This is a genomic window from Acidimicrobiales bacterium (assembly GCA_022452145.1).
In the GTDB taxonomy this organism is placed as follows: Bacteria; Actinomycetota; Acidimicrobiia; order Acidimicrobiales; family MedAcidi-G1; genus UBA9410.
On record JAKURY010000032.1, the window covers coordinates 1 to 18,352 of the forward strand.

The 18,352-nt window shown below is 69.1% G+C and carries 18 protein-coding genes and 1 tRNA gene; 11 read left to right on the forward strand and 8 right to left on the reverse strand.

The features are described 5' to 3' along the window. On the reverse strand, positions 1-669 hold a 669-nt coding region (locus tag MK177_09555; protein MCH2427563.1), incomplete at its 3' end, for a YHYH protein. A 526-nt stretch (positions 670-1,195) separates the two neighbouring features. Between MK177_09555 and MK177_09560 the strand changes: the two genes are divergently transcribed. Then, the gene (locus tag MK177_09560) at positions 1,196-1,492 is read left to right on the forward strand and encodes a hypothetical protein (protein ID MCH2427564.1); all 297 of its coding nucleotides are present in this window, start codon (positions 1,196-1,198) and stop codon (positions 1,490-1,492) included. A gap of 41 nt (positions 1,493-1,533) precedes the next feature. On the opposite strand, the gene MK177_09565 is transcribed toward MK177_09560, so the two are convergent. The 3 genes from MK177_09565 to MK177_09575 form a co-directional block, all read right to left on the reverse strand. After that, entirely contained in the window at positions 1,534-2,727 is a 1,194-nt protein-coding gene (locus MK177_09565; GenBank protein ID MCH2427565.1) for a 4Fe-4S dicluster domain-containing protein, read from the reverse strand. Next, positions 2,724-4,181 carry an aminotransferase gene (locus tag MK177_09570; GenBank protein ID MCH2427566.1) on the reverse strand — a complete coding sequence of 486 codons (1,458 nt, stop codon included), beginning with the start codon at positions 4,179-4,181 and terminating at the stop codon, positions 2,724-2,726. Before MK177_09570 ends, MK177_09565 begins: the two co-directional genes overlap by 4 nt. A gap of 153 nt (positions 4,182-4,334) precedes the next feature. After that, positions 4,335-5,054 (reverse strand): hypothetical protein, encoded by a 720-nt coding sequence (locus tag MK177_09575; GenBank protein MCH2427567.1) that lies wholly within the window; start codon positions 5,052-5,054, stop codon positions 4,335-4,337. A 158-nt stretch (positions 5,055-5,212) separates the two neighbouring features. On the opposite strand from MK177_09575, the gene MK177_09580 reads away from it, so the two are divergent. The 7 genes from MK177_09580 (at position 5,213) to cysS (MK177_09610) (ending at position 12,607) form a co-directional block, all read left to right on the forward strand. Further along, on the forward strand, positions 5,213-6,406 hold the full coding sequence (locus MK177_09580; GenBank protein MCH2427568.1) for a Xaa-Pro peptidase family protein: 1,194 nt from the start codon (positions 5,213-5,215) through the stop codon (positions 6,404-6,406). Further along, positions 6,400-7,818: an amidase gene (locus MK177_09585; GenBank protein ID MCH2427569.1), complete on the forward strand. Its 1,419-nt coding sequence runs from the start codon at positions 6,400-6,402 to the stop codon at positions 7,816-7,818. Before MK177_09580 ends, MK177_09585 begins: the two co-directional genes overlap by 7 nt. After that, the gene (locus tag MK177_09590; protein ID MCH2427570.1) at positions 7,805-8,722 is read left to right on the forward strand and encodes a PhzF family phenazine biosynthesis isomerase; all 918 of its coding nucleotides are present in this window, start codon (positions 7,805-7,807) and stop codon (positions 8,720-8,722) included. The genes MK177_09585 and MK177_09590 overlap by 14 nt, the downstream gene beginning before the upstream one ends. A 139-nt stretch (positions 8,723-8,861) precedes the next feature. Further along, positions 8,862-8,935 (forward strand) — tRNA-Arg (locus tag MK177_09595). A 1-nt stretch (position 8,936) separates the two neighbouring features. Then, complete coding sequence (locus tag MK177_09600; protein MCH2427571.1) at positions 8,937-9,824, forward strand: alpha/beta hydrolase; 888 nt, start codon at positions 8,937-8,939, stop codon at positions 9,822-9,824. A gap of 105 nt (positions 9,825-9,929) precedes the next feature. Continuing rightward, complete coding sequence (gene cysS / locus MK177_09605; protein ID MCH2427572.1) at positions 9,930-11,135, forward strand: cysteine--tRNA ligase; 1,206 nt, start codon at positions 9,930-9,932, stop codon at positions 11,133-11,135. Between the two features lie 86 nt (positions 11,136-11,221). Next, on the forward strand, positions 11,222-12,607 hold the full coding sequence (gene cysS / locus MK177_09610; GenBank protein MCH2427573.1) for a cysteine--tRNA ligase: 1,386 nt from the start codon (positions 11,222-11,224) through the stop codon (positions 12,605-12,607). 37 nt (positions 12,608-12,644) lie between these two features. On the opposite strand, the gene MK177_09615 is transcribed toward cysS (MK177_09610), so the two are convergent. Beyond that, complete coding sequence (locus tag MK177_09615; GenBank protein MCH2427574.1) at positions 12,645-13,868, reverse strand: acyl-CoA dehydrogenase family protein; 1,224 nt, start codon at positions 13,866-13,868, stop codon at positions 12,645-12,647. Positions 13,869-13,990: 122 nt separating this feature from the next. After that, entirely contained in the window at positions 13,991-15,277 is a 1,287-nt protein-coding gene (locus MK177_09620) for a PQQ-binding-like beta-propeller repeat protein (protein MCH2427575.1), read from the reverse strand. 85 nt (positions 15,278-15,362) lie between these two features. Here MK177_09620 and MK177_09625 point away from each other — a divergent pair, with 85 nt between their 5' ends. Next, positions 15,363-15,584, forward strand: a complete 222-nt coding sequence (locus MK177_09625) for a hypothetical protein (protein MCH2427576.1) — start codon at positions 15,363-15,365, stop codon at positions 15,582-15,584. A gap of 76 nt (positions 15,585-15,660) precedes the next feature. Here the strand turns inward: MK177_09625 and MK177_09630 are convergent, their stop codons facing one another. Beyond that, positions 15,661-16,218, reverse strand: coding sequence for a DUF3499 family protein (locus MK177_09630; GenBank protein ID MCH2427577.1), 558 nt, complete (start codon positions 16,216-16,218; stop codon positions 15,661-15,663). A gap of 105 nt (positions 16,219-16,323) precedes the next feature. Here MK177_09630 and MK177_09635 point away from each other — a divergent pair, with 105 nt between their 5' ends. Both MK177_09635 and MK177_09640 read left to right on the forward strand, forming a co-directional pair. Further along, the gene (locus MK177_09635) at positions 16,324-17,052 is read left to right on the forward strand and encodes an HAD family hydrolase (GenBank protein ID MCH2427578.1); all 729 of its coding nucleotides are present in this window, start codon (positions 16,324-16,326) and stop codon (positions 17,050-17,052) included. Positions 17,053-17,064: 12 nt separating this feature from the next. Beyond that, positions 17,065-17,292 carry a hypothetical protein gene (locus tag MK177_09640; protein MCH2427579.1) on the forward strand — a complete coding sequence of 76 codons (228 nt, stop codon included), beginning with the start codon at positions 17,065-17,067 and terminating at the stop codon, positions 17,290-17,292. A gap of 71 nt (positions 17,293-17,363) precedes the next feature. On the opposite strand, the gene MK177_09645 is transcribed toward MK177_09640, so the two are convergent. Further along, a partial coding sequence (locus MK177_09645; protein MCH2427580.1) for an NAD(+)/NADH kinase occupies positions 17,364-18,352 on the reverse strand: 989 nt, incomplete at its 5' end.

An 18,352-nucleotide genomic window follows, 5' to 3' on the forward strand; every position in this document is an offset into this window, starting at 1 on the left:
GGAGCGGGCGAGCACGCCGTCGGTGGCCCACGGGCCGGCAATCGGCACCCCGTCGGCTGCGTAGCCGTAGACGGGTGAGTGGGCCGAGCCGCCGTCGCCAAGTTGGTCGGCGAGGCAGACGGGGTGCGAGTGGTGGTGGTAGGTGCCCATTGCGGAGTGTCCCGGACATACGTCGAGGTCGTAGACCTCGGCGGCGGGGGCGAGGTTGAACCAGGTCTGCTCGTTCGCCCAGGACTGTCCGTCGCCCCAGTTGAAGACGGCGACGCCGTTGACCCAGAGTCCGATGACGCCGAGGCCAGTGGCGCCGGGCTCAGTGGCCTCGACGGGTTCGATCGGGAACCAGGCGTCCCAGTCCTGGCGGGTGGGACAGGCTGGTCCCGGTGGCCAGAAGCCGTATCCGGTGCCCGGCAGGTCCCGGCAACCGGTGCTGGCATAGCCGAGGTCCTGGCCGAAGTCGAGGGTGTCCCCGGCGTCTGCGAGTGGGTGCCCCTCCCGGAAGTCGGTGTCGGCCCTTGGGCGGTCCTCGAGGAAGGCGGCGCCGGCGTCCGTGAGCAGGTGCGTGTAGTCAGGGATCCCGGTGGCCAGCACGTGGACGTAGTCGACGCCTTCGACAGTCGCCAGTTCGACGGACTGCACGTCGACCGGGATGGGGCCGTCGTCCTCAATCACGGCCGCAGTGTGGCCGTCGGGGTTGAGGATCCAGGTGGCGAGCAGTGCGTCCGACCCTTCCGGGACGGGCACGGCCGTCGTGGTCGTCGTGGTCGTCGTGGTCGTCGTGGTCGTCGTGGCCGTCGTGGCCGTCGTGGCCGTCGTGGCCGTCGTGGTGGCCGGTTCCTGAGTCGTAGTTGGCGCGACCGTGGCCGTAGGCGCAGTCGTGGCGGGAGCCTGAGTCGTAGTTGGTGCGGCGGAGGTCGTGGTGACGAGTGCGTTCGTTTCCGCGCTGCCACCGCACGCGGAGACCACCAGAAGCACGACCAGGACAACAGCGCGCTTCGCGGTCATATTTTCTCTCATTTCATCCGCCAGAAATTCTGGGCTGATTCGCTCAACGCCGACTCCAAGATTCTGTTAACGCTCCTCCTCGTACATCGTGGATTCCGCCAGCCGGACCGCCCGAACCGTAGTGGTCTCGTCACAGGCCCTACGGTGGCCGCATGGCCCAGGCCGAGCGGCGGGCCGGAAGAGGAGCAAAACCATGGGCGCCGACGGCACCTGGAACATGACCATGAAGACTCCGATGGGCGAGCAGGCGGGAACTCTCACGCTGACCACCGACGGCGGCACCCTCACCGGCACCATGGGCGGCCCGCAGGGAACGATGGAACTGGAGAACGGCACGGTCGATGGTGACAACCTGGCGTGGACCGTCAACATGACCTCGCCGATGCCCATCACCATCGAGGCCACGGCCACCGTCGACGGCGATGCAATCAGCGGCGAGGCCAAGTTGGGTGCTTTCGGGACTGCGCCGTTCAGCGGCACCCGGACCTGACGCACCCACTGTCTGGCCCAGCCGCCCGACCCCCAGCAGGGTCAGGTCCGCCGGCGGGTGGCTCCTGCCCACCAGTCACCCGGCTTGAGGCGTAGGCCGAATCCCAGCCGCCCGTTCAGCCAGAGCATCAGCCCACGTAGGCGGGTGGCCGCCAGGCGACGGCCGATCCGGTGGCGTCGCTTCGTGAAGTCCTTGTTGTACGGACAGACCCGGATGCAGATCATGCAGTCGCTGGCGATCTGGCCCCAGTAGGAGAAGCACTTCTCGCCGTCGACCGACCACTTGCGCACGCCACCGATGGACGACCGGTTGAGTTTCACCGAGACCGGTCCGGCTGCCGGGATCGCCTTCGGTGGGCAGGCATCCGTGCAACGTCGACACCCCTCGCAGAAGGCGGTGACTCCGAACTCGATCGGTGCGTCGTGGGCCACCGGGGCGTCGGTGAAAACCTTTCCGAACCGGACACGCGGCCCGTACTCGGGCGTGATGACCAGGCCGTGCCTGCCGTACTCGCCGAGCCCGGCCTGAAGGGCCTGAGGGATGACCAGCGCCGAGTCGTTGAGGCTGGGTACCGCCTTGTAGCCGAGGTTCCGGAGCCACTGTGCCGTGGCCAGCAGGACGAGGACGTCCTTTGAGTACCCCAGCCCGGTCGCCGCTCCGGACAGAGCCGACGGCACGGTGTCAACCAGGTCGTGGTCCATGGCCTGTCCCAACACGATGACGCTGGTCAGACCGGCGGGCAGGTCGACCGGACGTCCCTCGTTGGCGTGTCGGGCGTACCGCTCCGTGTAGACCCACCGCTCGTCGTGGGCACAGATCCCGACCAGGTCGGCCCCGAAGGCCCGGGCCACCTGCTTCACGGTCGCCGTCGCCTCGTCGGGCGTACCTAGGTCGAATCGGTCCTCCGGGCCGTCGCGCAGTTGTGTGAGCGGGCTCAGAAACCCGTCGCGGAGGTCGTCGGCATCGTGCATCTCTGCGAAGACGTCCACAACCTGCCAAGCGGCATTTCGGATGGCGTAGTCCCGCTGCCCGAATCCGGCGGCGTTTCGCCACTCGGTGAGCGGTTCCCGGTACGAGCGGAAGAACCGACGTGCCTCGTCGGTGGCGACCTCGGGGTCCCAGAAGGACCGGTTGAAGACGTCGTCGACCTGGCTGAACCGTTCGAATTCGGGAAGGACCTCCCACGATGCCCCTCGGGGAACGTCGCTGGACAGGTCGCTCCCCGTAGCGGTCATGCCGGGCCCCAGAGCCCCTCGGCCACAAGGTCGGCCTGGACCTCGATGATGCCCTCGCGCAGCACGTCGACCATCCAGTCGATCTGTTCGACGCTCAGAACCAGCGGCGGCGACAGCACGTTCAGGTGGGCGATGGGCCGCACGATGAGCCCGCGCTTCTCGCAGGCGTCGGCCACCCTGTCGCCGACGTGCACCGACGGGTCGAAGAGTTCCTTCGTCTCCTTGTCGGCCACGTTCTCCACGCACTGCATGAAGTGGCTGCCCCGCACGTCGCCCACGATCCCGAGGTCGGAGAGGGTGGCCAGGCGCTCGGAGAAGTACGGGCCGACCCGTCGGACGTGCCCACAGAGGTCCTCACGTTCGATGATCTCGATGTTGGCGAGCGCGGCGGCACAGCACACCGGATGGCCGGAGTAGGTGAAGCCATGGGCGAACACCGAACCCTCGGCCTGCGGGACGCTGATGACGTCGTAGATCTCGTCGGATATGAGCGTGGCCGATAGCGGCGCGTACGCCGAGGTGAGGCCCTTGGCCGAGTTGATGATGTCGGGGACGATCCCGAACACGTCCTCCGAGGCGAAGAAGTGTCCGAGCCTGCCGAAGGCGGTCACCACCTCGTCGGACACGAAGAGGATCCGGTATTCGGTGCAGAGGTCGCGCATGCCCGGCAGGTAGCCGGGTGGCGGGAGCAGCACGCCGCCGGCGCCCATGATCGGCTCGGCGAAGAAGGCTGCGACGTTCTCGGGGCCCAGGGCCTCGACCTTGGTGCGGAACTCGTCGAGCAGCATGGCGGTGTACTCCTCCGGCGTGGTGCCGTCGGGGCGCCGGTAGAGGTCCGGGCCGGAGACCCGCTGGATGAGCGGCTCGCCGATGACGTCGAACCCGATGTGGTCGTAGTCGATCCCGGTCATCGACATCGCCAGGTAGGTGGAGCCGTGGTAGCCGTTCTCCCGGGTGATGACCATCTTCTTGTCGGGCATGCCCAGCTGGTTGAAGTAGAAGTGGACCAGCCGAACCGTGGTGTCGTTGGCCATCGACCCGCCCGACCCGTAGATCACGTGGTTGAGCGGCCCGGGCGCCAGGCTGGCCAACTTGGCGGAGAGCTCGGCGACGGGAATCGTCGTGTGGTGGCCGAACGACGAGTAGTAGGTCATCTTCGTGGCCTGCTCGGCCATGGCCCGACCGATCTCGGCCCGCCCATAGCCGGCGTTCACGCACCACAGCCCACCAATGCCGTCCAGGTAGCGGCGACCGTCGCTGTCGAATATGTAGGCGCCCTCGGACTCGGCGACGACGAGCGAGCCGTTCTCGTGGAAGGTGGCGAAGTCGGTCCACGGGTGGATGAAGTGGTCCTTGTCCTTCTGCCAGATGTCCTGCGTGTCGTACTGGTCGAAGTGGGCCGCCGCCTCGGCATCGGCCTCGGACCCGACCGAGATCTCATGTTCGATGGACATGGGCTTCCCCTCCTACCTCACTCCGCCCGGCCAGTTGTCCGGAGCGCAGATCGTGCCACGGATGACCGGTCGCCGCCGTTGCGTAAAAGGGTTCAGGGCGGAATCGCCATCTGGTCGGACGGTGAGACGGGGTCCTACCTTGATCCGGATCGCCTATGGAGCGGTCGGGCAGGTGAGGTCGACGCCCTCCCTGAGGGCTGCGTTGAACCCCGCCGGGCCGTCGGTGAACACGGCGACGTACCAGGTTGCGACCTCCTCTTCGACCACGCCGGCCAGGAGGCAGTCCAGGTCCTGCGGGACGCCCACGGACGTCAACTCGGCTCGCGCCATCGCCACGAGATCCACGCAGTAGGCGACGGGCTGCACGAGGGCCTGCGCGTCCTCCACGGACATCCCGCCGGTCCTGGCCTCGTTCATCAGCCATCCGGTTCTGGCGACCCCTTCGACACGCATCATGGTCACGATGGCGCACTCGGCCTGATCCTCGGTCCAGTGCCGACCCAGCACGGGATGCACTGGGTAGTTGTCCATCCAGCTGGCGTAGATGGCCATCTGTTGCTCGACGACCGCGGGGTCGGCTCCTCGCTCCATGAGGAGGTTGGCCCGCTCCTCGGCAGCACCCCGTTCGATGCCCTCGCGCTCCATCACCAACTTCACCAGCGCCTCGCGGACGCCTTCGATCACCTCGTCGATCACCTCGTCGACCTCCCCAGCGACGTCGGGTCCGGCCGCAGCCGGCAACGTGGTGGCGGGTGCCGTCGCAGTGGGAACATCCGTCGTTCCGGTGGTCTGCACCTCGGGCTCGGATGAACCCCCGCACGCAGCCAGCAGAAGGCACGACGAGGCCAGCAGGGTGATCGCTCGGGTCTGCACCGGCGCATTCTCGCAGCGCATCGGGGCGGAGCCCACGTGTCGAACCGATCACCTCTCGGACGCGGGCGATTCTCGGAAACGGCACGGTGGGTCCCGGACGCATTGCGACAGGGAAGAACACGCTCTCCAGCGGACCAGCGGGGTCTATGGTCCGCGCCGTGCCCAAGTTCCTGCCGCCACCACCCCTGGACCTGGATGCACTACGTGCCGGTCGCCTGGCCCGGCTCCGGGAGACCATGGTCGACCACCGTCTTGACGTGTGCGTGCTGACCAACCCGGTGAGCCTCCGGTACGCCGCCGACTACCGGGGCTTTCCCCTGTTCCAGAGTCACATCCCTTCGACCTACCTGATGGTTCCTGCCGAGGGCCCGCTGGTGCTCTACGGCGGCTATTCCGGCCCGCTCGACACAATCGATGATGTTCGGCCGGCCCATTCGGTTACAGCCTTTGATGCCGGCCTGGACCTGTCGGCGGTCGCAGCCGGGTTTGCCGCCGATGTGGCCAACTACCTCTCCGAGGTCGGACTACCGCCGGATGCCGTGGTCGGCCTGGAGCGCACGTCGCCCAGCGGGCATACGGCCCTGGCCGACGCCGGCCTGCGCGTCGTCGACGCAGACCCTGTCCTCGAACTGGCTCGCAGCCGCAAGTCGCCGCTGGAACTCGACGCCCTGCGCTACTCGATTGACGTGGCCGAGCACGGGATGGCGGCAATGGAGGCGGCGCTGGTCTCCGGTATCAGCGAGAACCAGCTGTGGTCCATCCTGCACCAGGTCAACATCGCCCACGACGGCGACTGGATCGACGGACGAATGCTGTGCTCCGGTCCCCGGAGCAACCCGTGGTACCAGGAGGCCTCCGACCGGACCATCGAGGTCGGCGACCTGGTGCCGTTCGACACCGACATGATCGGGCCGTTCGGCTACTGCGCCGACATCTCCCGGACGTTCCTGTGTGGCGGGGTGCCGCCCACCGCCGAGCAGAGCGACGTGTACGAACTGGCCAGGGCCGAGATCGAACACAACACGGCCCTCCTGCATGTCGGGGCCTCGTTCAGGGAGTTGTCCCAAGCCGTGCTTCGCCAACCCGACGACGTCGTCGCCCAGCGCTACGTCTGTGCCTTCCACGGCGTGGGACTGAGCGACGAGTATCCGAAGATCCCGTATCCCGACGACTGGGGCCGCTGCGGCTACGACGGCGAGATCGAGGACGGCCTGGTGCTGTCCGTGGAGAGCTACGTGGGCCGGCTGGGAGGCACACAGGGTGTGAAGCTGGAGCAGATGGTCCAGGTGACGGCCGACGGAGTCGAAGCGCTGTCCTCATATCCGTTCTGGACTGAGGCCTGCCGGTGCTGAGTGCCGACGAGTACGACCGCCGCGACGCCGTCGGGCTGGCCGCGCTGGTGGCCGTCGGTGAGGTGACAGCAGCCGAGGTCGTCGAGATGGGCATGGCGAGGATCGAGGCGACAGAACGGCCGTTGAACGGCGTGGTCACCACCTGCTTCGACGACGCCCACCGCGATGTCGGTGCACACCTGCCGGTCGGTCCGCTGGCCGGCGTGCCGTACCTCGTCAAGGACCTCAACACCTGGGTCCGGGGCATGCCGGCCACCAACGGGAGTCGGGCCCTTGCGGACTTCGTGCCCGACCGCGACGCCGTGCTGGTCGAACGCCTGCGGACCGCCGGCCTGGTCCTCCTCGGGAAGACCAACACGCCGGAGTTCGGCCTGAACGTGTGCACGGCACCGGCACTGTTCGGGGTCACCCCTAACCCGTTCGATCCGACCCGTAGCGCCGGTGGTTCGAGCGGCGGTTCGGCCGTCGCCGTGGCGACCGGCGTAGTGCCAGCTGCACATGCCACCGACAGCGGAGGGTCGATTCGGATTCCGGCCTCGAACTGTGGGTTGTTCGGGCTCAAGCCCTCGCGGTCGCGGGTGCCACTCGGCAACGACCAGCCCGAGGGCCTCGGCGGGCTGAGTGCCGGCCATGCCGTGACCCACAGCGTCCGTGACTCGGCGGTGCTGCTCGACGCCACCGCCGGACCCCTGCCCGGTCGGGCCGACGAATTCGGCGGGTCGGCGGGATCCTTCGCCGATGCGCTGGTCCGTGACATGCCGGAACTCCGCGTGGCGTTGTGGACCAACGGCCTGGCTGGCGAGGCGGTGTCGGAGGAATGCGTACGGGCCACCACCGGTGCGGCGCGCCTCTGCGAGTCCGTGGGCTGCCTGGTCGAGGAGGTGCGACCGCCGGTCGAAGGCGGGGCACTCCGCGACGCGCTCGACGTGGTGTTCACCACGAATATCCGACAGGTGGTGCAGACCGTGCTGGCCGATCAGCCGGCCGCTGTGGCGGGAGGGCTGCTGGAGCCGATCACGGTGGCGTGCTTCGAGGCTGGCGCACGCCATGACGGTGCCGCCTACGAGGCGGCACTTCGCCACGCCCGGAGAGTGGCCCACGCCATGGAGGAGTTCTTCGAGCGGTTCGACCTGCTGCTCACCCCCACGCTTGCCGAGCCGCCAATGGCCCTGGGTGTGCTCGACATGCAGACCGACGACTGGGACAGCTACTTCCAGCGCCTCCTGGATGCAATCCCGTTCACCCCGCTGTTCAACGTGACCGGCGGTCCGGCGGCGTCAGTGCCCCTCGGGTGGTCCGACGGCGGCCTACCGATCGGGGTCCAGTTCGGCGCAGCGATGGGCGCCGAGGCCACGGTCCTGCGTCTGGTCCGTGAACTCGAACAGGCGGAGCCGTGGCATGACCGCATCTGACCGGACGCTGACGCTCTACGACGCCTTCTCGGAGCTGCCGGGTGGTGGCAGCGTCGCCGGTGTGGTCGGGACCGCTACTGGATTCAGCGCTGAGCGGATGCAGCAGGTGGCAACCGAGGTGGGGGCGCCGGCTACCTGCTTCGTGACCGGCGTGGACTCGGGGGTGGTGGACGTCCGGTTCTTCTCGACGCTCACCGAGTATCCGATGTGTGGTCATGGGACCATCGCCGTGTTCACCTGGCTGGTCGAGGAGGGCCGGCTGGCAGCAGGCCCAGAAGCGGTGCCGTGGACACTCCGTACGCCGGGCGGTACGGCAACCGTGGACGTGGCAGCAAGGGCCGACGGGCGACCGGAGGTCATGCTGGCCCTGGGGCCGACCGTTGCTGAACCCTGCCCGGTTGACGCCCCCGAGGTGGCACGGCTCCTGGGCATCGGCGTCGGGGCGGTCATCGAGCCGTTGGCGCTGGAAGCGGCAAGTGCCGACTTCACCCATCTGGTGGTCCGGGTCGACGGGTTGGCCGCCATCGGGAGGCTCAGCCCCGACTATGCGGCGGTGGCCGACCTGTGCCGCCGAATCGGCGCGGACACGCTGGCGGTGTTCACCACCGAGACCGGTGACCCGGCGGTGACCATTCGGTGCCGGGACTTCTGCCCGGCAGTGGGAACTCCTGAGGCCGCGGCCACAGGTACCACCAACCGGGCCCTGGCCTGCCACCTCGTGCGTAGCGGCCTGGCCGACGTCGACGCGGATAGCCCGGTAGTGGTAGTAGCGGCTCAGGGGGTGGAGATGGGTCGACCCAGCCTCATCCGGACCGAGGTCGTCATGGTCGACGGGCTGCCTACCCGGCTCCACGTGGGTGGGGTGGCCACCAGAGCCTCGGAGGGGACCGTGCGGATGTGGTGAGTACCCGAAAGGCCGTGCCTCGCCCGCCTTCGTGGAGGGTGGCCCGACGGCACGGCCAGACAAAGATGGCCCCACCGATAGCCTTCGTCACGGGAACTACCGTTCTGGGCGGTAACGCGCCACATAACGCGCCTCTCTCGCCCTCGTAGCTCAGTCGGATAGAGCGACCGCCTCCTAAGCGGTAGGTCACAGGTTCGATTCCTGTCGGGGGCGCATGACCACACGGCAGGACGCCCCAGCCTGGTACCGGCATGCTCTGGACGTGCCACACGGGGACGCCACAGTCGACGTCGACGGTGCCTCGATCCACTACCTGACCTGGGGCGAAACCGGCAAGCCCGGCCTGGTGTTCGTCCATGGCGGAGCGGCCCACGCCCACTGGTGGACCCACGTGGCCGCCCAGTTCGCCGACAACTACCGCGTCGCGGCCCTGGACCTTTCCGGCCACGGTGACAGCGACAGGCGTGACATGTACTCGCTGGAGAGGTGGACCGACGAGGTCGTGGCCGTGGCCGACGCCGCCGACATGGCCGGCCCGCCGATCGTGATCGGACACTCCATGGGCGGCTTCGTCACACTGGCCACCGCAGCTGGACATCCCGACCGTCTGGCCGGCGGCATCGTCATCGACTCGCCGGTGGTACGCGCCGACCCCGAGATGGACACCGGTCGCCGCGACAACTTCCGAAACACCAAGGTGTACGCGGACGCCGCCGCGGCCATCGCCCGCTTCCGGACCGTGCCCGAACAGGACCACTACGAGCCGTTCGTCATGGCCGACGTGGCGGCCCACTCGCTGCGGGCATGCGAGGGCGGCGTGACCTGGAAGTTCGACCCGGCCATCTTCCTCCCCGACCGGGCGGCCGCCGACGACCTGCTGCCACGCATCACCTGTCGGATCGCCCTGTTCCGGGCCCAGCACGGCCTGGTCACGGCCGACATCGGCGCGTACATGTACGAGCAGCTGGGCCGGGTGGCGCCCGTGGTGGAGATCCCGTTGGCGGGACACCACGTCATGCTCGACCAGCCCCTCCTGCTGGTCACCGCGCTGCGGACCATGCTCGCCGACTGGGAACACTCGGTCCCGTTCGTGCGGGGCTGACCCCGGGACCGGGAGCGTCACCGTGGCCAGGGCCACGGACCTCAACCGGGAGCACCTCCGAGCGAAGGCCGCGACGGGTCCAGTCTCCCACTACCGTCCCCGCCCATGGGAATGCACCTGTACGACACGGCCCGCGGCGAGGTCGTCCCCTTCGAGCCCGGCCCGAGCGTGTCGATGTACGTCTGCGGCATCACGCCGTACGACGCCACCCACCTCGGCCACGCCTTCACCTACCTCACGTTCGACCTGGTGGTCCGCCGCCTGGAGGACCTGGGCCACGAGGTGCGGATGGTCCGCAACGTCACCGACGTCGACGACTCGATCCTGGCCAAGGCACGGGAGCTGGACGTCGACCACCTGGAGCTGGCCGCCCGCGAGATGGAGCTCTTCCACTCCGACCTTGCGGCGTTGGACCTCCGGCCGGCGACCGCCGAGCCCACGGCCACCGAGTCCATCGACGGCATGCTCGACCTGATCGGCCGCCTCGAGGCCAACGGCCACACCTACACCGTCGAGGGCAACACCTACTTCGACGTGTCCACCTGGGATGGGTTCGGTTCGATCACCGGGCTCGACGAGGCCACGATGCTCACCTACGCATCCGAACGCGGCGGGCACCCCGACGACCCCCGGCAGCGCAACCCGTTGGACTTCGTACTGTGGCAGGCCAGCAACGACGGCGAGCCGTCGTGGGAGTCGCCGTTCGGTCCCGGTCGCCCCGGCTGGCACATCGAGTGCTCCACCATGGCCATGGCCGAACTCGGCGACACAATCGACCTGCACGGCGGGGGCGACGACCTGACGTTCCCCCACCACGAGTGCGAGGCGGCACAGAGCCGGGCGGCCACCGGGGAGCCGCTGGCCCGCCACTGGATGCACGTGGGGATGGTGGCCTACGAGGGCACCAAGATGTCCAAGTCGCTGGGCAACCTGGTGTTCGTCCGGAACCTGCGCCGCATGCACGACCCGAGGGCCATCCGCCTCGCCCTCATGGCCCACCACTACCGCGATGGCTTCGAGTGGTTCGACTACGACATCGACGACGCCGTCACCCGACTGGACCGGTTGATCGCAGCTGCCCGGAGGCCCCGTGGCCCGAACCCAGCCCCCACCCTGGCCGCCGTGCGGGCTGCCCTCGACGACGACCTAGACACGGTGACGGCCTGTGACGCCATCGACCTGCTGGCCGGAGGCATCCTGGCCGGGTCGGGCGAGGACCCGACGGCAGCCTCGGGCCTGGCCACCGCAGCCGCCCTGTTGGGCCTGCGGCTGGACGCCACCATCCCCGAGTCCTGGGTCCGCACCACGTGACCAGGGCCGCGGAGCCTGCCTACACCTGAGGCCCGGAAGGGCCGCATCCCGGCGGGGGTCCGGCCCACTGGCCGTATCCTGACCCGGTGCTGCGCTTCACCGACAGCCTGACCGGCGACAAGGTCGAGTTCTCCCCCCGCGACCCCGGAAAGGCCTCGGTCTACTGGTGCGGGCCCACCGTCTACGACGACCCCCACCTGGGGCACGCCCGCTCGACGCTGGCATTCGACGTGCTCGTCCGCTACCTGCGCTGGTCCGGCTACGACGTGTGCGCGGTGTCCAACATCACCGACATCGACGACAAGATCATCAACCGGGCCGCGGACGAGGGCAGTAGCGAACCGGAAGTGGCCGGTCGCTTCGAGGCGTCCTTCATCAGCCAGATGGACCGGCTGAACGTGGCCCATCCCGACCTGCGCCCCCGGGCCACCGAGTACGTGGACAGGATGGTCGAGGTCGTCGGCGAGCTGGTCGACCGGGGCATGGCCTACACGACCGCCTCCGGCGTCTACTTCGACGTGGACCGCCTGGATGGCTACGGAGCCCTGGTTGGGCGCTCGGTGGACGACCTCCGGGAGGGTGCCGGTGCCCGTGTCGAGGTGGACGACGACAAGGGCGATCCGCTGGACTTCGCCCTCTGGAAGGCAGCCAAGCCCGGCGAGCCCACATGGGACTCGCCCTGGGGTCCCGGCCGTCCCGGCTGGCACATCGAGTGCGTGGCCATGTCGCTGCACCTGCTGGGCGACGGCTTCGACATCCACGGCGGTGGAGACGACCTCGTCTTCCCGCACCACGAGAACGAGCGCGCCGAGGCGCTGGGCTGCGAACGGGCCTTCGCCCGCCACTGGATCCACAACGGGATGGTCCAGGTGGACGGCGAGAAGATGTCCAAGTCGCTGGGGAACTTCACCACGCTGGACGACCTGCTCGACACCTGGGATCCCAGGGCACTGCGCCTGCTGGTGCTCCAGACGCACTACCGGCGCACCATGGAGGTCGGCCCGGCCACGTTGGACCAGTCGGCCGCCGCCCTGGCCCGCCTCGACAAGTTCGCCGACCGGATGGCCGCCGCGGACCTGCCCGACACCGAGCCGGACGCCAACGCGGTGGCCCGGTTCACCTCGGCCATGGACGACGACCTCGGCTCACCGCAGGCCCTGGCCGTGATCTTCGACGCCGTGCGGGACGCCAACCGGGCACTGGACGCCGAGGACGACGGCACCGCCGCCGGCCTGCACGCTGCGGCGATCCAGTTTGCCGGAGCCCTCGGGCTGGAGCTGGGCTCGGCGGCCGCGCCGGCACGGGCCGTCGGCGACGCCGAGGACGACGAGATAGACGCCCTGGTCGACGAGCGCCTGGCCGCCAGGGCGGCGAAGGACTTCGGCAGGGCCGATCGCATCCGCGATGAACTTGCCGCCCGGGGGATCGTCCTGGAGGACTCCGCCAGGGGCACCTCCTGGCACCGGGGCTAGGCCCGACCACCCGAAGCCGGGTGGAACGGGGCCCCGGCTAGTTGCGGGGGACGTCAGCCCAGGCGATGTCCTTGTCCACCCGCACGTCGCCCGGCAGGCCCAGGACCCGCTCCCCCAGGATGTTCCGCATCACCTCGGAGGTGCCGCCCTCGATGGTGTTAGCCCGGGCCCGCAGGAACGAGTACCTGGGATGGATGCCCGGCCCCCGGAGGCCGGTAGGCCGCTTGCGCTCGTATCCGGCCTCGTAGACCATCCCGTCGGCGCCCAGCAGGTCCATGCACGTCTCGTAGATGTGCTGGTTCATCTCGGCCGACATCAATTTGGTGACCGAACCCTCGGGTCCGGGGTTGCCACCCTTGGACGCCTCGCGGGCCCGCCAGTTGGTGAGCCGCAACGCCTCTGCCTGCGTCCAGAGGTTGGCCACCCGGTCGCGCATAACGTCGTGGGCCACCGGATCCAGAGCGCCCTTCCGCTCGCCCCAGAGCTTGACCAGGTCGCCGATCGGACCTGAGCCCTTCTTGGGCACGCCGCCACCCAGAGCCACCCGCTCGTTCATGAGCGTGGTCACCGCAGCACCCCATCCACCGCCCACCTCGCCGAACACCCGGTCGTGCGGTATCCGCACGTCGGTCAGGAAAATCTCGTTGAACTCGGCCTCGCCGGTGATCTGGTGGAGCGGTCGGACGTCTACGCCCTCGGACTCCATGTCCAGCAGGAAGTAGGTGAGGCCCTTGTGCTTGGGCTGATCGGGGTCGGTCCGGGCGACCAGCATCCCCCAGCGCGACACGTGGGCCAGCGTCGTCCACACCTTCTGCCCGTTGACGGTCCACTCGTCGCCGTCCCGGACGGCCCGGCAGGAGAGACCGGCCACGTCGGAGCCCGAGCCCGGCTCTGAGAACATCTGGCACCAGATCTCCTCACCGGTGTACATGGGTCGGAGGAGGCGCTGCTTCTGCTCGTCGGAGGCGTAGGTGAGCACCACCGGTGCCCCCATTCCGATTCCGATCGGGTTGATGTTGAGGTCGTGGTACGTCACACCTGCAGCCCGCAGCTCCGAGTCGACGACCGTCTGCATCCTGCGGCTGGACAGGCCCAGCCCACCCAGGCCCACGGGGAACTGCACCAGGGCCAGGCCCCGATCGAACTGGGCGCCCCGGAACTCGAACTGGTCCACCTCCTGCGGTGGGACCTCGGCGATGAGTTGCCTGGTCAGGTCCCGGATCTCGACTTCGGTGACCTCGACTTCGGTGACATCGGCCATGGGGGGCTTCCTGGATCAGCAGCGGCACGGGCGGAGGCCCGGCGTGGTGGAACGGGTGGATGGTCAGCGGCGAACCTAACTGCGGGTAACCCGACGGATCCCATCCGGCAGGCCACGACCGGTCAGCGGCGGTCGCGCAGTGCGTACATGTAGCCGTCCCGGGAGCCCATGTAGACGGTGCCGTTCCATATGGTCGGGGACGCCTCTATGCATGCCCCGGTCGGCACCTCCCAAAGCAACGGAGGAACGACGCTCGTGTCGGCCACGTCGAAGGCGAGTACCCGGCCGGCCGGGGCGCAGTCCCCGATCACCATCACGTCGTCCACCACCGTAGGCGACGACCAGACGGGCCGGGGAAGCTGCAGTGTCCAACGAACGCTGCCCACCTCCCGGTCGATGCCTAGGACCTCGCCGTCGTCGGTGGCGACGATGAGCAGGTCACGGTGCACGGCCGGCGTGGACCACACCCCCGACGGCGCCTCCGACCGGGCCTCGAGCGCCCACACCAGCGGATCCGACGGGTTCGACGGATCCAGCTTGATGACCTGTCCCAACTCGTGAGACCGGTCGGTCTCCCGCTCGTACTCGACGGCCACGTAGAGCATCCCCTCGGCATCGGGAACCAGAGTGGCGTCCACGTCGTCACCCGCCCAGAAGCGAAAAATCCGGCGCGGCGTAACCCCGATGGCCAGGCCGGCGATGTCCCAGCCCTGGACCAGGCCGCCGGAGTTGGCGAACCAGAGCGTGTCGCCGATCACCAGGGGCGAGTTCTCTATCGACAGGTTGTAGCCGACGTCGGCGATGAGCTGGTTGTCCCATCCGTGGGTGAACCAGACCATGTCCGGATCGACGGTGACCAGGCCGTCGGCGTCGTAGCCCCGTCGAAGCCTGACCACGTGGAAGCGGCTGTTCTCACCGGCGGCGAACAGGTGGTCGGCCAGCACCAGTGGAGCGGCGTCCCAGTCGGTGTTCCAGAGAGGTTGGCCGGAGTCCTCGGCGTGGAGGCTCCACAGCTCGACCGGTTCGTCCCGATCGAAGGCGATAACCCGCATCAGGTCGTCCCGGGAGCCGACGTAGACGAGGGGATAGCCGTCGGGGTCCACGGTGACCGAACCCTTGACCAGGTCGCCGGTGGTGAAGTCCGGGAGCCGACGTGCACCCGTTATCCCGTCGAGGAAGTGGACCTTGCCGTCGAGGCCGCCAAACACCACCCAGGTGTGGCCGTCGCGCTGGAACACCGCAGGTTGGCCGGTCCAACCGACGCCGCACCACTCCTTCTCCACGTCGCCGACCACCGAGAGCGAGCACATCTTCCCGTCACGGGGGAACCGCCAGGCCACCACCGGATCCACCGGAACGGGTCCCGTCCCGTGCCAACTCCGGGTCGGTGACCCGCGGAACGTAAGCACGCCGGGAACGCTCCCCCACGGCTGGCCTATCGTGCCCGGGTCGACCCAGCTACCGGCAGACCAACCCGTCGTCGGCAGGAGGCTGGTGGTCGGCGGGACGACGGTGGTCGGTGTAGCCGTCGTGGTGATCCGAATCGTCGTGGTGGTCGGGCTCGTGCTCGGCGGGTCGGCACCAGGCGTGCCGACACTGGTCGGCGGACCCGTACTGGTCGATGCAACCGTCGTGGCCACCTCAGCGCCCGGTTGGGCTGAGGTCGTCGCACCCGGCGGGTCGGCGAACAACTCGCCGGCGACCTCTCCCGGCTGACCACTACAGCCGGCAACGAGGATCGTGAGCACCAGCGCCCGGGCGGCAAGCGCCGTCATGGGCAGACCGGAGGCGTTCAGGCGCCCGGCTCGCCCCCGAAGATGAACTGACCGTCGTCGTCCTGCTCGTCCAGCACCTCGCGCTGGTCCCGTTGGTCCCATGACTGGTCACCGAAGGGATCCACGGCAGGGTCCGATTCGTCGGACGGCGCGGCCGGGTGCCGGTCGACGCCGAGGAAGGCACGGGCCAGCATCGGCGTCTCGGCGGCAGACGGCATCTGGGCGGGCTCGGGACGCGACCGGGCGGTGCGGGCGGACGCCAGCGGATGGACGGCGGCCTCCACCGGACGGATGGGAGCGACATCGGCCACGGGACCCACGATCCCGTCGCCGGCCTCCTCCCGGGTAATCGGACGCTCGGGCAACTGGATCAGGTTGCCGCCGGTCCGGGCGTCGACGAGGGCCCAGCCCTTGGGAGCCTTCAACCGGTCCATGTGTACGTCGCAGAGCACGACGGCTCCCGGTCCGTCTACCTCGTCGAGGTCGAAGACGGTGAAGGTCAACTCCTTCACGTCCATCATCACCAGCACATCGGCCGTTCCGAGGCAAGCCGATCGCATGCACAGGTCCCGCATGGGCCCAAGGTACCCCCGGGTACCGGACCGTTCGCGGACACCAGACACGACCGACCCGACCGACCCGACCGACCCGACCGACCATCACACCTAGGCTCTCCCACTGTGGCCTCCCCCAACCAGACGCCTGAGACCCTCCCGGTGCTGGGCCTCGACGCCGACGACACGCTCTGGGAGAACGAAGCCCGGTTCCACGAGGTGGAGGGTCGGTTCCGGGTCCTGATGGCGCCATGGGCCGACAGCGACACTACGGACAGCGCACTCCTTGCCACCGAACGGGCCAACATCGACCGCCACGGCTACGGCGTGAAGGGCTTCGTGCTCTCCATGATCACCACCGCCGTCGACCTCTCCAAAGGCCTGGTGGAGGGCAGGAGGATCGGCGAGATCGTCTCCTGGGGCCACGAGTTGCTCGACCACCCGATCGAGCTCCTGGACGGGGTGTCGACTGCCATCGACCGCCTCGCCACCACGCACCGCCTCCTCGTCATCACCAAGGGCGACCTGAACGACCAGATGGGCAAGGTGGCCCGTAGCGGCCTGGCGGACCGGTTCTGGCAGGTTGAGGTGGTGGCCGAGAAGGACGAGACCACCTACACCGCTGTGCTGGACCGGCACTCCATCGAACCATCGACCTTCGTAATGGTGGGCAACTCGGTCAGATCCGACGTGCTGCCCGTGCTCGGCATCGGTGGGTGGGCCATCCACGTCCCGCACACCACGACGTGGGTGATGGAGGAGCCGGACCCCGTGGCGGCCGCCGCCGCCGAGTTCCCGGTCGTCGAGCGGCTGGCCGACGTACCGGACCTCCTCGTCGGCTGGCCGGCTGCCTGAGGCGGCCCGCACGTGGATCGAACGGCCTCCGAGTACCTGTACTTCACCGCCCCAGCGGTGAACGGCTCTCCCGCAGGCTTCGCCGGCCTCACGCCGCAGTGGCGCTACCTGGCACCTCTGCTGGGACCCCTGCTGGTGGCCGCACCCCGGCTACCGCGGATCCCTTCGGGGACCGGGTTCCCACTGGTCGCCGCAGGCGCGGCATCCAGCGCCGTCGGCTACCTGATGGTGCTGTCGTGACCTGGCTCCCTGCCGGCTGACCCCGTCATGGCCGAAACGGGCCGGTCCAGGCGGGGCCGGACCCATGCACCTCAACGGAGGTAGGAACCGTCGGCCGCTGCCTTGGACATGACGGCCGCCACGTCCACCACCCGGGGTCCGTCGCGCCGGATCGTCAGCACGACCTCCTCGCCCGCCACCAGGCGCCGCTTCCGCTCACCATCGAAGGCCAGGAGCAGGGGACCCTCCACCGGAACCTCGTCACCCTCGGCGAGCCGTCGAACCTCGGTCAGGCCCAGGTCGTCGTAGTGCCCCGGGGCGGTCGGCCCCCGCACCACCCTGTCGCAGTCGGCCACCGGCCCGAACCGGAGCAGGAGGCCGCCCTCGTCGTCCGGGCCGACCGGTTCCACCAGCCCGGCCACGCCGGCGAAACCCACCGCGGTCGGGTCGGCCCGGGTGAGCACGGCCAGCCTGAGGGTCGCCGGGTCGAAGAGCTCGAACGACCCCAGATAGGGGTCGTCGACTGCAAGTACGTCCACCAGGGCCAGGTCGTCGGGTAGCTCGGCATCTCTGGGGGTCACGCGGACCACCTTGGCGATCCGGGTCACGTCTTCCGGCTCACACCGGCCCAGGGCGAGGTGGCCGGCCGCCGCCCCGGCCACGGTGGCCTCCACCAGCACGGGGAAGGCGTTGTTGGTGCCCGTCGACAGTGGCACCACGGGGAGGTCGGGCCAGGCCCGGGCCGCCGCCCGGTTCGTACCGTCGCCGCCGATGACGACCACCACCGCACAGCCGGCAGCCCGCATGGCGGCCACCGCTGCGACGGTGTCCTCCTCGGTGAAGGTCAGGTCCAGGTCGATCCACGACAACTCGACGTCGCGCATGGTCTCGGTGGCCCGGCGCACGATCCTGTGCGTGTCGTGGTGGACCATGAACAGCTGCGCTCCGGCCTCCCGGGCCCCACGTACCACCCGACGCGCCACGTTGGCCTTGTCCTCCACGGTCACGCTGCCCGCCGCGGCGACAGCACGGCGCACATCGGTACCGGAACGCGGGTTGACCAGGATGCCGATCGGCCGCG